13 protein-coding genes and 1 pseudogene are annotated in these 11,520 nt (G+C 65.3%); 1 reads left to right on the top strand and 13 read right to left on the bottom strand.

What is annotated here, in order from left to right; translation table 11 throughout:
* Positions 1-206: 206 nt before the first annotated feature.
* From ACVWW1_RS35400 to ACVWW1_RS35390, 3 genes are read right to left on the bottom strand one after another with little or no spacing between them, the layout of a single operon-like run.
* Complete coding sequence (locus ACVWW1_RS35400; RefSeq protein WP_456659074.1) at positions 207-1,583, bottom strand: cytochrome c peroxidase; 1,377 nt, start codon at positions 1,581-1,583, stop codon at positions 207-209.
* Positions 1,580-2,038, bottom strand: coding sequence for an imelysin family protein (locus ACVWW1_RS35395; RefSeq protein ID WP_456660754.1), 459 nt, complete (start codon positions 2,036-2,038; stop codon positions 1,580-1,582). The genes ACVWW1_RS35400 and ACVWW1_RS35395 overlap by 4 nt, the downstream gene beginning before the upstream one ends.
* Positions 2,022-2,357, bottom strand: a complete 336-nt coding sequence (locus tag ACVWW1_RS35390) for an imelysin family protein (RefSeq protein ID WP_456660753.1) — start codon at positions 2,355-2,357, stop codon at positions 2,022-2,024. The genes ACVWW1_RS35395 and ACVWW1_RS35390 overlap by 17 nt, the downstream gene beginning before the upstream one ends.
* 242 nt (positions 2,358-2,599) lie before the next feature.
* Here ACVWW1_RS35390 and ACVWW1_RS35385 point away from each other — a divergent pair, with 242 nt between their 5' ends.
* Positions 2,600-3,091, top strand: a complete 492-nt coding sequence (locus tag ACVWW1_RS35385) for a prepilin peptidase (protein ID WP_456659073.1) — start codon at positions 2,600-2,602, stop codon at positions 3,089-3,091.
* 19 nt (positions 3,092-3,110) lie between these two features.
* Here the strand turns inward: ACVWW1_RS35385 and ACVWW1_RS35380 are convergent, their stop codons facing one another.
* From ACVWW1_RS35380 to ACVWW1_RS35335, 10 genes and pseudogenes are all read right to left on the bottom strand, one after another.
* Entirely contained in the window at positions 3,111-3,755 is a 645-nt protein-coding gene (locus ACVWW1_RS35380; protein WP_456659072.1) for a hypothetical protein, read from the bottom strand.
* The gene (gspM, locus tag ACVWW1_RS35375) at positions 3,755-4,318 is read right to left on the bottom strand and encodes a type II secretion system protein GspM (RefSeq protein WP_224924663.1); all 564 of its coding nucleotides are present in this window, start codon (positions 4,316-4,318) and stop codon (positions 3,755-3,757) included. Before gspM ends, ACVWW1_RS35380 begins: the two co-directional genes overlap by 1 nt.
* Positions 4,315-5,388, bottom strand: a complete 1,074-nt coding sequence (locus ACVWW1_RS35370) for a PilN domain-containing protein (RefSeq protein WP_456659071.1) — start codon at positions 5,386-5,388, stop codon at positions 4,315-4,317. Before ACVWW1_RS35370 ends, gspM begins: the two co-directional genes overlap by 4 nt.
* Positions 5,388-6,305 carry a general secretion pathway protein GspK gene (locus tag ACVWW1_RS35365; protein WP_456659070.1) on the bottom strand — a complete coding sequence of 306 codons (918 nt, stop codon included), beginning with the start codon at positions 6,303-6,305 and terminating at the stop codon, positions 5,388-5,390. Before ACVWW1_RS35365 ends, ACVWW1_RS35370 begins: the two co-directional genes overlap by 1 nt.
* Positions 6,305-7,012, bottom strand: coding sequence for a PulJ/GspJ family protein (locus tag ACVWW1_RS35360; RefSeq protein ID WP_456659069.1), 708 nt, complete (start codon positions 7,010-7,012; stop codon positions 6,305-6,307). Before ACVWW1_RS35360 ends, ACVWW1_RS35365 begins: the two co-directional genes overlap by 1 nt.
* Before the next feature lie 81 nt (positions 7,013-7,093).
* Positions 7,094-7,420 carry a prepilin-type N-terminal cleavage/methylation domain-containing protein gene (locus ACVWW1_RS35355; RefSeq protein WP_456659068.1) on the bottom strand — a complete coding sequence of 109 codons (327 nt, stop codon included), beginning with the start codon at positions 7,418-7,420 and terminating at the stop codon, positions 7,094-7,096.
* The gene (locus ACVWW1_RS35350; RefSeq protein WP_106323207.1) at positions 7,395-7,859 is read right to left on the bottom strand and encodes a type II secretion system protein; all 465 of its coding nucleotides are present in this window, start codon (positions 7,857-7,859) and stop codon (positions 7,395-7,397) included. The genes ACVWW1_RS35355 and ACVWW1_RS35350 overlap by 26 nt, the downstream gene beginning before the upstream one ends.
* A 14-nt stretch (positions 7,860-7,873) precedes the next feature.
* On the bottom strand, positions 7,874-8,353 hold the full coding sequence (gspG, locus tag ACVWW1_RS35345; protein WP_207833458.1) for a type II secretion system major pseudopilin GspG: 480 nt from the start codon (positions 8,351-8,353) through the stop codon (positions 7,874-7,876).
* Between the two features lie 53 nt (positions 8,354-8,406).
* Positions 8,407-9,618 carry a type II secretion system F family protein gene (locus tag ACVWW1_RS35340; protein WP_456659067.1) on the bottom strand — a complete coding sequence of 404 codons (1,212 nt, stop codon included), beginning with the start codon at positions 9,616-9,618 and terminating at the stop codon, positions 8,407-8,409.
* Between the two features lie 4 nt (positions 9,619-9,622).
* A pseudogene (locus tag ACVWW1_RS35335) lies at positions 9,623-11,301 on the bottom strand (GspE/PulE family protein).
* Positions 11,302-11,520 lie beyond the last annotated feature (219 nt).

Genomic DNA, 11,520 nt, shown 5'->3' with positions numbered 1-11,520 from the left:
CACACTGCTTAGTGCGACAGTATGACGCATGGTTTTCGCTTGCATGAAAGCGTGCGAGAAATTTCGAAACGTTCAAACATTTTCTGTGGAGACACCGGCTGCTGCACGCCGCATCTCGACGATTCGAATCTTCAACTGAAGATCGAAAGCAGACAAAGCGCTCCACGCAGCGACGCGGATCGCAAATGCTCTACAATTCAGCTCAATCAATGCGAGATGTGCCTGGAGCGCATCACCTCGCGAAGCGCGGCGTAATGCTGATCATGCACATCTTGATTGAACAACGACCACGGCTCGGCGCCCGCCAGTAACGCTGGCACCGCAGCAGCCATCAGATTGCGATAGTTCCTGAACTCGGCTGCAGCATCCGCGTTGCGCCCCGCGGCAACGGCCATCTCGATTCGCCGCAGCGTGAGCACGAGCTCCTTTAGTCCGCTGCGCGCGAGCACGCGCTGCTGCTCGCCGCCGGACACGCTGGTGTTATTGCGATCGGGATATTGCTCGGTCAACTCGCGCAACTCGCGGCCGATCGTATCGACTGCAAGAGCGACGATGTCCTTGTCGCCGGCGGGAATCGCGGTCGCGAGCACCGTCGATAAATCATTGATCTCCTTCAGCGTTGCACCGGCGCCGTCGCGTTCATAGGGCTGCACGCCGTCGCCGACGGCCGTGAGATAGGCAACGAGATCGCCCTTGTCCTGCGCCGAGAGGTCGAGCTGAAAGGTCCGGTCGAAATAATCAACGACCTGGTTGAAATTGTCGAAGCGCCCATCGTGGAAATATGGCGCGTTGAAGTCGGCGTTGCGCAGGGTCGGCGTCTTGAACAGGCCGCCCGAGCCGACATCATGCTGCTGGTGATCGACAAAGCCGGACGATGGCACGTGGCACCCCGCGCAGCTCAGCGCGGGATCGTGCGGGAACGGCTTCGCGAACAGCGCTTCGCCGCGGCGCTCCGCGTCGGTGATCTTGCCGGCCAGCCGCCCGGCGGGACCAAGGCTCGGATTGGGCAGGAAATCAATGTCGTGAAGATAGGCTACGATTGCATCGAGCGTGGCCGGCGACGGCTCGGGACCTGCGAACTCGCTGGTGATGACGTTATGGACGAAGTCACGCAGCGAGGCGAACCGGCCATCGGCGCCGTAGGGTGCAAGATAGCGGGCGCCGCGCAGGCTCGGAATCCGCACCGGATCGAACGCCAGGTTGTTGGCCTTCGGATTGAACAGCGCCCCCGAGGTATCGAACGTGCCGGGCCAGCTCGACATCTTCGGCATGAAGAATTTGGCGTTGTTCGCACCATTGACGTGGCAGGTGCCGCAGCTCACGCCTGCCTGCCGCGCTACCTCGCCGAGCAGCCCCGGCGAATTGAAGGCGAGATCGCCGAGATTCACCAGATACGACTTGGCTCCGGTGCGCTCGGACTGGAACACCTCGCGCGGCTTGTCGAGCGCATCCTCGTTCAGCTCGGTCGCAACCGGCAGCACGGTCTTGTCGCCATCGACCGGAAACGCCGCCGCGCGCCCGAGCAGCGCAAGGGCGATGATCGCGGTGAGCAGCCGAGCCGGACGCAGGTGAAGCGATCTCATCGCGCCTGCGCCTCCAGCGTCGGGCGCTGCAGCCCGAGCTTTGCCGAGGCGCTCTGCAACGCGACGACCAGTTCCTCGCTGGTCTGGCGCAGATCGGCGATATTGACATGCGGCAGGTCGGGCGTGGCGACAATCGCCTCGAGCTGCTCGATCCGGTTCGTCACCATCTCGTCGAGCTTACCGTCGACCGTATTGAGTGCAGCGGAGAAAATCGTGTGATAGGCGAAGTCGATGCCGGCGATGTTGTTGCGCATATCGTCCAGCGAGGTGCCGCTGATGCGCGACTCGCCGCCATCGGCTTTGCTTTCGCCGACTTCGTAAGCGAGCCGCACGGTGCCATCCAGGAGGCCTTGCGGCGTCAGCTTGATATCCTTGAGCTTGCCGTGAAGATCGTTCAGGTGCTCGACAAGACCAGTTGCATCGGTAGCGACGTCGGTACTACCCGCCCCGAACAGTTTCGCCTCGATGGCGTGAAACCCGCTGTCCGCGTTCGGCCAGGCGTCGATCTGCGCATCGAGCTCTGGGACGAAGCCCTGCGGTAAACACTTCCGAGCGCTCCCAGCCGGCGCGCGCCGACAGCCAGGCCTTCCGTGCACCAGGCAAATCCGCCGCGGCGGCGCGCTCGCGCAACGCACGCGCACCCGCCAGCGCGCTGGCAACGCCCTCGATAAGATACGGCCGATAGCGCTCGGCGCCGTCCTCAAGAGCGCCCGCATTCGCGGCGCGCACGCCTGCCGACGCTGCCAGCAAGGCAAGGCACGCCGTCACTCGCATCTTGTGCATAGCCAACCCACTCGTCTGCCGCAAAGGGCTCGCGGCACGTAATCGGGCGAACTATTGTCGGTATCCTATGCGGATTTGTGACAGCGCAGACTTTTTGCCGCATCTTTTCTGCTTCGCGATCGTTGTTGACGATCACAATCCCGCAAACGCATTGCTCGAATGAAAATGCACTGTTCAACGCGCGCGAGTTGTTGCAACACAGTGTGTTCACGCGTCACACTTGTCCCGCCACCATGCCAGTCGATCGCGAAGCTCTTTATTTCATTGCATCTTACGGCGCGCTTTGCGTGCTGTGCTGCACCGTCGCGCTGATCGATCTGCGCCACGGCATCATTCCCGATTGGCTGAATCTTGCGATCGCGGCACTCGGGCTTGCGCATGTCGTCATCACTGAAAGCATGACAGCCGCATTCAGTGCCATGGCGACCGCCGCTCTCGTCGGCGCCCTGTTCTTTCTGTTGCAGCGCCTCTACTTCGCCTTGCGGCACGTGGACGGGTTGGGACTGGGCGACGTCAAGTTTCTCGCCGCCGCGTCGATCTGGGTCGGCGCGGCGGGAATTCCGACCCTGCTGCTGATCGCGGCGCTCGCGGCACTTGCTGTCGCCGGCAGCCTGCAACTCGCAGGACACGAGATGAAGCGCCAGACGTCGATTCCGTTCGGTCCTTTTCTTGCGCTTGGACTTCTCCTGACGCCGGCCCTGCAGAACTGGCTGGAATTGAACTAGCGCGGGAGCGAAGCCGCAGTCATCGCTGGATCCGCGCAGCCAACGGCCTCCTGTCGGTACTGACCGGAACGAGGCGGACATCGCCGCTCTCCTCGGTGCCCGGCTGGGGCAACGTGAGCACTGCATCATGCTCGTCTTTCTGCATCGTGACTTCGCGTCCGCTGATGGCTCGCAGCTTCCATCCCTGGAAATCGTCGCCGAGCTTCAGCCGCAATGCGGTCTTGTTCGCTTGGTCGAGAAATATCCCGAAGCTTTCATCGTCTCCCGCGATCGTGCCGACGAGCGACAGCGGCGGTGGCTCGAGCGCGACCTTGCGTGGCGGCGGCGGCAACGGCTTGCTGACTTCCGGCTCCGCAACGACGGCAGGCGGCGGTCGCCGCGACGGCGAGAACACCGGGCGGTCGCGGGTGTTGGACAGCGTCTTGAGCGGAATGCCCCACAGCGGATTTGCGCTGAGCGGCCGGGGCGTCGGCGCCGGCGAAGGCGCCACCCGGACCGACGTGACCGGTTCGGACGGCGGCGGTGAACTCAGCACCGGCCCACCCAGACGTGTATCGTCGAGCATCCCGGCATCCAGTGCATCGCCGGATGGGTCAGGCACCGCAGCCGGCACCGAATAGGCCGACACCGCCAACAGCACGATGGTTGCAGCGAAGCGTCGCATCACTTGGCTCCTCGCCATTGTCCGGATACGCCGAGCAGCACGCGCAGCTTGCCGGGATCGGCGCCCTTCGCCGCCTCGTCGGCGACGGGTTGCACGACCAATTGGTCGATGAACAGGAACGGCATGCCGGCTTCGAGATCGTAGAGCACCTGCTGCAATTGCGCCTGTTCGATCTCGCTGCTTGCGACCATGCTGATGAAGCCGGCCTTCGCGGGCGCGTTGGGAACGTCGAGTTGCGTCGACAACACATTGCCGCCGGCCTTGATCACCGCGCCCGACACGCGCTGCAGCAGCGTGGCGCCGGCAACCGTGACGGTTGCCCCCTCGAGATAGGCGGAACCGGTCGGCATGGGGGACTGACCGGGCGCGGTATTCGCCTTGGACCGTCCCTCCAGCTGTTCCAGCATGCCGGCCGACGCCGCAACATCGCTGCGCAGGCCGATGATGTCCGAGAGCGACGAGATGACCACGAAGAGCAGTAGCACGAAGAGGCCGAGATAGCTCGCGGTCGCGACCAGTGGCGAAGTGCTGACGGCGGTCAGCGATCGGGATACTGCACTCATGAGCCGGACCCAAAGGAAGCGGATATATTGGCCTCGACGTGGAACCGCTCCGCCGATTCATTCGCGGCGCGGGTCGTCGGCGCGAAGAATGTCGCGCGGGTGAATTGCGGCGACTGCTCCAGCAGGCGGATCAGGGATGGCGCATCCTGGGTCAGTCCCACCACCTGCACCTTGTTGCCCTCGATGCGGAGCTCCGTCACATAGGTCGTGTCGGGCAGGACGCGCGAGATCGCTTCCAGAACCATGACGCTCGATGGCGTCGTCTGCTTGCGCTTGGCGAGCAGGCCGAGACCGGACGAGTCGCCATTGGCATCGAGACGCAGCGCGGCGCGGCGCTGCGAGATGCGGTGTTGCAAGTCCTCCTGCTCGGATTGGAGCCAACCGCCGAGATAGATGTTGAGCAGCAGGGACACCGCGGCCGCAGCCGCCGTCGCGACCAGGCCGATGCGCAAGAGGCGTGGAACCACAGGTCCGGCAAGGCCGCGCAGCGATCTGTCGAGCAGCGTCACCTGCAGCGGGGCGCCGTCGCCGCCAACCGCCGGCGCCGAGACTGCAACGGTGGCGGCGTCGAGCATCCTGGCCATCCGGATCAGCGGATCGACCTTGCTCGCCGCGGTCGCACTGAACGCGACCTCGATACGGTCATTGGAGGTCGGCTGCGGCGCCCCCCAGCCAAAGGCCGCATCGGCGGCGGTCCATGGCGTCAGCCGGTCGACCTGCGCGCGGATCATGCCATCGAGGAAGTCGCCCGCCTGGCTCGGGAAATCGAGCACGCGGCTGACGACGTGATCCGATCGCAGTCGCACCTCGATGCGGCCGCCGTCGAACGCGGTCTTCCACTCTGTTGACAGCGGAGGCTGCGGCGCATCGTGATCGAGCCGGAACGAAACGGGAGCTGACGGCGAGCCATCTCTCGCCGCGGTGGCGCGGGCTGTGAACGTGCCGTCGGCATTTTCGTCGAGCTCGATGCTGCGCCGGCGCATGAACCTGCCCGCGACGCCGTCGACGGCAGTCGCGACCGCGCCGATCCATTGCTCGAACCATTGCCGTGCTGCGGCGAGTATTGCCATCAACCTCTCCTCCGCGGCGGAACCGTGCTTCGCGGCTCGACATCGTTCTGCCAGGACAACACACGATATGGCTCGACCTTGTCGCCGAGCGCAATCACCGCTTCAGACGTGGTGCGGTGACCGTTGCGGAACCGGATCGAGATTGCGATCCGGTAGCATGGGCTCTGCGCCGTCGATGCCGCAGTTTGCGGGTTCGGCGCCCGCGATCCAGCGATGGGGCCGCCGTTCGGCGAGGGAGCAGGCGCGCCGAAGCCGTCCTGCTGCTTCCCCGATGCCTTATCCGCGGCAAGAGCGACTTCCGGCGCGGCGATCGCCGGATCAACATCCGGACTGCCGTTGAACACCGTCACGAACGGCAACACACGATCGACGAAGGCTTCGGGGATGCCGGCGACCAATGCCAGCTCGTTGACATGGGTGAACAGCCCCTGCCGCGGCGAATAGCCAAGCGCGTTGTAGCGCGCGGCCTCCACATTCTCGCTGCCCGGCGCGGGCCGGGTTCGCCAGCCGACGATCCGGTCGGCGTATTCGCTGGCCGCGTCCTTCCGGGCGCCGAGCACGACAAAGAGGCCGATCAGCATTTCCTTGGACGCGTAGTTCAGGTCAACGCGGCCGGCCTCCGACGTGAAGGAGACAGCGACACTGGCGTCGTCCAGCCCGAAATGAAACGCCCCGTGCTGCGGCCTCGTCTTCTCATCCGTCAGCGTCAGCTGATAGGCGGTGAGTTCGAGCCCGGCCGACACCAGCGCCTCGGTCTGCAACGACAGGTCGCTGGCCGCCAACGCGCGCGCCGACGCGGCAAGATAGGCCGAGAAGATGATCGCCAGCGACGAAAGCGCAAGCAGAATCCAGAGCACCGCAACGATGACGAAGCCGCGATTGGCCGGCGATCGGCCGAAACTGCCGGATGCCGCCATCACGTCTTCCCCTGATCGGTGGCACCGTCGGAACTTTGCTTGTCGCCGCAATTGCCGTCCGGCTTGGTGCAGTCGCTCGGAATCTGCACATGGACCGGCGCGATGGTCGACACCGACAGGACGCGCTGGCTCGCCGCATCACGCACGGTCAACCGGATCATCGCCGGCAGCTTGTTGGCATCCTTCCACACGCTCTTCCAGGCGCGGTCAGGACCGGCATAGGCGAACGACAGGCGATAAGGTGCGCGCAGCAGCACGACGGGGCTGCCGAGATGCACCTGCTCCGACAGCGACACCCCGTCGGCCAGCGGCGTGAAGCGCGCTTGCGAACGAACCGTGACGAACTCGCTGCGATCCCGGGTTTCACCAAGGTGCACCACGTCGAGCCCCGGCCCCGCATTCGGCCCCACCGACGTGCGCACGAACGTGACCGACAATTCCGATCCGTCGAACAGCGGCTTGTGGGTATCGCGGTTGGCGGCAACGAACTCCGCCGCGGCGAGATCGGCGCCGATCCGCTCCAGCGCGATCCCGATCAATTCGCTGCGCTGGATCCGGTCGAGCCCCCGGTTCCAGCTCGGCAGCCATTGCGCCGTGATGCTGGCGAGCGCCGACAGCAACAGCCCCATCAGCGCCAGCGCGACGATGGTCTCGATCAGCGTAAAGCCACGCTCGCCCGTTCGCGGTGCTGTGCTTGCCGGGGTCATTCCGATGACCTCGGCATCAGGCGCACGGTGCGAATGTCGGACAATGCACCGCCCGGCGACTTGACGCGAATTCGTACCAGCTCAGGCGCCCAGGGCACGTTGCCCCTCGGGCACGGTCCAGTCGCCACCAAGCGGACTGACCTCGATGGTCCAGCGGTAACCCTCCGCCTGCCCCGTCGACGTGCCCGACTGCAATTCGGCGCGCGGCGGAATGCCGACCGTCATCAAAGTGCGCGCCGCCTGCATCAGCGCGACGTGCTGCTCCATGGCCCGGACGCCGCGCGTCTTGACGCCCATGACCGCGCCGATCGCAACGATCGAGACAGCCACCAGCGCCAGCGCCACCAGCACCTCGATGATGGTGAACCCCGCATCAGCGCGGTTAGTTGGCGGCGACGTCGCGAGCAACGATTTCTACCCTTCCGGTGAGCCAGTTGACGCGGACCTCATATCCCGCATCGAGCCGCGTCAGCGCGATGGAGCCGCCGCAGGAACCGCCATTGGCGAAGAAGCGGATGGTCGACAGTGCGGCGCGGCGCTGACAGCTCTGCGGCAGCACCGCATCGAACCGCACGTCATCGGGGATTCGCACCGTCATGCGTGACGCGCCGGAGTGGATCACCCGGCTCGCCGCATCGACCAGCGTCGCAACGCTGGTGCTGCGCTCGATGGCGGCGTTGCGATCGGCCTTCAGCAGCGTTGCGGTCTGCAATGCATAGGCCTGCAAGCGCGATCGCGAGGTCTGATGCGGAATGAACGGGAGCAGCACGGCCGCCAGCAGTGCGATGATGGCAAGCACGCACACCATCTCGAGCAAGGTGAAACCGCGCTGCGTCGCCTCATTCATGCTCGCCATGCATCCTATTGGTCGTTGTTGGCGGCTGTCGTCTTTTCGAGCGAGATGTCGGCTGAGGTGCCGCTGCCGCCCTCCTGACCGTCGGAGCCATAGGAGACGATGTCATACGGCCCGTGTTCGCCGGGCGAACGATAGAGATAGGGATGGTTCCAGGGATCGTTCGGAACGTTGCCGCCCTTCAGATAGGGGCCGTTCCAGGCGGCGACGCCCGGCGTGCGCCGGACCAGCGCGGCAAGTCCCTCCGCCGTGGACGGGAAGCGTCCGGCGTCGAGGTAGAACAGGTCGAGCGCGCTGGAGAAGCTCTGCAACTGGATGCGCGCGGTCTTGACCTTGGATTCGCTGAGATAGTTGAGCACGCGCGGCCCGATCAGCCCCATGATGAGGCCGATGATCGCGATCACTACCAGCATCTCGACCAGCGTGAAGCCTTCCTGGCCCGAACGCCTTGGCGGTTGTGAGCGCGCCGGATCGCGTCCCGCTCGCATGGAGAATGTTTCGATGATCGTGCTGCGCGATATCATGACCGATGACCCCTGCTCTAACCGACTAGCTGCGTGACCGAGAGCAGCGCCGTCATGACCGATACGATCAATCCGCCGACGACGGTGCTGATCGTGATGATCGCCAGTGGACCGACGATGCCGACGACACGGTCCAGGCTGCGCTGCAATTTTGCTTCGTAGAATTCCGCGACCCGCCCGGCCAGCACCGGCAGCTGCCCGGTCTCTTCACCGAGCCGCAGCATGCGGACCGCCATCGGCGGCAGGCTGTCCGCCACGGCGAGCGCGTCCGACAATTTTCCGCCATGGCGGACGCGGTCGGCGGCGGCGGTCCAGTTCGCCTCGCTCCCGGTCACCGCCATGATGTCGACGAGGATGCGCAACGCTGCCGTGAGGTTGACGCCGCTGCCGAGCAGGACGCCCAGATTGCGGCAGAACAGGCTCGCGCGATAGAACTGGAAGGCGCTGCTGATGCCGGGCACCCGCGAGATCCCGCTGACCAGCGCGGCGCGCACGCGCGCCTGCCGCAGCAGCCACCATGCGAGCGCAATCGTGGCCGCACTGATCAGGCTCGCCGCCGTGGCATTGGCCCGCAGGAAATCCGACACCGCGATGAAGCTGGCGAGTGCCGTATCCGACTTGCCGCCGAAATCGCCCAGCACGGTCGAGAATTGCGGCAGCACGAACAGCAGGAAGAACAGCATCACGCCGGATGCCGCGACCAGCACGAAGGCCGGATACTGCATCGCGTCGGTCAGCTTGCGGCGCATCTGCTCGGAACGCGCGCGCTCGGTCCCCAGCATCTCGAGCACCGAATCGAGCGTGCCGGAGATTTCCCCGACCCGGACCAGGGCGATGTACATCGGCTGGAACAGGGTCGGATGATCCGCCACCGAATCGGCAAAGCTCTCGCCGGTGAGCAGGGCCGCGCGGATCTTTGCCACCACCGGACGCATCCGGCCGACATCGGCATCGCCGGACAGAAGCTCCAAGGCATCGTCGAGACGCGCCCCGGCCTTGAGCAGCAGGGCAAGATCGCGCGTGAAGGTGGTGACCTCGGCGGCACTCGGCCCGCCGAACAGGCTGCGGCCACCGGCTGCGCCGGATGCGCGCTTGTCCTCGGTGGTTTCGATCGGGAGCAGCTTGAGATATTCGATCCGCCGCGCCACCTCAGCCGCCGTCGGAGCCGAGATCGTGCCGTTCACGATCTCGCCGGCCTGGGTCAAAGCGCGATAGCGATAATTCGGCACGGCGTCACCGCACCGTTGCAACGCGGAGGATCTCGGCGGGCGAGGTCAATCCGGCGCGGCATTTGGCAACCCCGTCATCGAGCATCGTGGTCATGCCCGCCCGGATCGCCATCGTATCGATCTTCATTCCGTCGCTTCGCTCTCCGATCAGTTCGCGCAGCTCGTTGGATAATTCGAGCAGCTCGAACACGCCGAGACGGCCGCGATAACCGGTCCCGCCGCAACGCTCGCAACCGCATGGCTCGTGAATGATCTCGCCTTCCCGGAACCCGAGTGCGGTGAGCCGGGGATCCTCGGTGAAATCGGCCGTTGCCAGCGGCCGCGCCGTCTTGCAGCGCTCGCACAATTGCCGGACCAGACGCTGCGCGATCACGCCGCGCAACACCGAACGCAGCAGATAGCCTTCGACCCCGAGGTCGAGCAGGCGCGGCACCGCGGCAGCCGCCGTCTCGGTGTGCAGCGTCGTCAGCACCAGATGTCCGGTCAGCGCCGCATGCACCGCGACGTGCGCGGTCTCGGAATCTCGGATTTCACCGACCATGATGACATCAGGGTCCTGGCGAACGAAGGACCGCAGCGCGGTGGCGAAGGTCAGGCCGATCGCCGGCTTGACCTGGGACTGGTTGACGCCGGGGATCTCGTATTCGACCGGGTCCTCGATCGTCAGAATCTTGCGGCTGGGCTCATTGAGGATCGAGAGGATCGTCGCCAGCGTCGTGGTCTTGCCGCTGCCGGTCGGCCCCGTGATCACGACCATGCCGTACGGCAGCTTCAGCAGCCGCCGCAGCTTGGCTTCGTCATTCTCCGAGAATCCCAGCTTTTCGACAACCAGCAGGCCGCGATCCTTGGGCAGGATGCGGATGACGGCGGATTCGCCGTGTTGCATCGGCATGATCGCGACGCGGATATCGATGTCGGTGCGCCCGGCCCGCAGCCGCGCCGCGCCGTCCTGCGGCAGGCGGCGCTCGGCGATGTTGAGATTGGCGATGATCTTGATGCGGGAGACCACCGCCTGTGGCAGCACCCCCGACAGCGCCGCGACCGGCCGCAGCAAGCCATCGATGCGCAAGCGCACCATGAGGCCGGCGGAAAACGGCTCGATATGGATGTCGCTGGCGCGGAGCTCGACGGCCTTCTCGATCAGATCGTTGACCGCGCGCACCACCGGCGCACCGCTGGCGAGATCGCGCAGGCTCTCGATGTCGTCTTCGCGGGGCAGCGCCGCCGTCGTATCGGTGGTCTCGGCCTCCTCGGCGCTGGAAGAGTTGTTCAGCGCGATGGCGACGTCTTCCGACGAAGCCACCTTCACATTGATGCCGGCGCCAAGCACGATCTGCGCCGCCCGCAGCGTGGCCTGGTCGGTCGGGTCGACGACCGCCAGGACAGTGGTCCCATCGGCCGTTCGGCACGGATAGACCATGGTCTCGCGCAGGAAGCGCGGCGAGAACGCCCCGACCAGCGGTTCGGCCGAGGTCATCTCCTGCAGCGTCAGGCGGCCCCGAGCGCGAAGAAGCGCGCGGCTTCGTCGGCGAATTCGGTCGGCGAGAGACTGGTGATCTCCCACAGTTTCAATTGCCTGATGTCAGCGCCCTGCCCGCTCCGCTCAGGCGATCCGTCGATCGGCGCCAGGTGATTGTTCTGACGAAGATAATCCACGAACCGAACGGACAGGTCGTTGGCCATTCTCGATATCCCGCCACACTATCCCGGATCAGTCCGTGCCATCCGCCGTCGCGTTCGGCTCCCCGCAATTCTGCGGTTATCGATCCGAAGTGTGACAGCTGTGCGAAGTCGCATCGTTCGCCTCGCTGAAGAAACCTTGACGTGGCATCGCGGACACGGCGGCACGCTGGCTGCACCGATTTGGTGCGATGCGATGATCAGGTCGCGAACGACAATCAT

This window comes from Bradyrhizobium sp. JR3.5 (genome assembly GCF_054057015.1).
The sequence above is the reverse complement of the archived record's forward strand: the minus strand, read 5'-3'. Positions and strand labels throughout refer to the sequence as shown.

Bases quoted from the DNA above. Each gene is read 5' to 3' on its own strand.
- gspG (WP_207833458.1), bottom strand. From the start codon at position 8,353: ATGCGAGCGGGACGCGATCCGGCGCGCTCACAACCGCCAAGGCGTTCG.
- ACVWW1_RS35390 (WP_456660753.1), bottom strand. From the start codon at position 2,357: ATGCGAGTGACGGCGTGCCTTGCCTTGCTGGCAGCGTCGGCAGGCGTG.
- gspM (WP_224924663.1), bottom strand. From the start codon at position 4,318: ATGAGTGCAGTATCCCGATCGCTGACCGCCGTCAGCACTTCGCCACTG.
- ACVWW1_RS35400 (WP_456659074.1), bottom strand. From the start codon at position 1,583: ATGAGATCGCTTCACCTGCGTCCGGCTCGGCTGCTCACCGCGATCATC.
- ACVWW1_RS35380 (WP_456659072.1), bottom strand. From the start codon at position 3,755: ATGCGACGCTTCGCTGCAACCATCGTGCTGTTGGCGGTGTCGGCCTAT.
- ACVWW1_RS35385 (WP_456659073.1), top strand. From the start codon at position 2,600: ATGCCAGTCGATCGCGAAGCTCTTTATTTCATTGCATCTTACGGCGCG.
- ACVWW1_RS35350 (WP_106323207.1), bottom strand. From the start codon at position 7,859: ATGAATGAGGCGACGCAGCGCGGTTTCACCTTGCTCGAGATGGTGTGC.
- ACVWW1_RS35360 (WP_456659069.1), bottom strand. From the start codon at position 7,012: ATGACCCCGGCAAGCACAGCACCGCGAACGGGCGAGCGTGGCTTTACG.
- ACVWW1_RS35370 (WP_456659071.1), bottom strand. From the start codon at position 5,388: ATGGCAATACTCGCCGCAGCACGGCAATGGTTCGAGCAATGGATCGGC.
- ACVWW1_RS35365 (WP_456659070.1), bottom strand. From the start codon at position 6,305: ATGGCGGCATCCGGCAGTTTCGGCCGATCGCCGGCCAATCGCGGCTTC.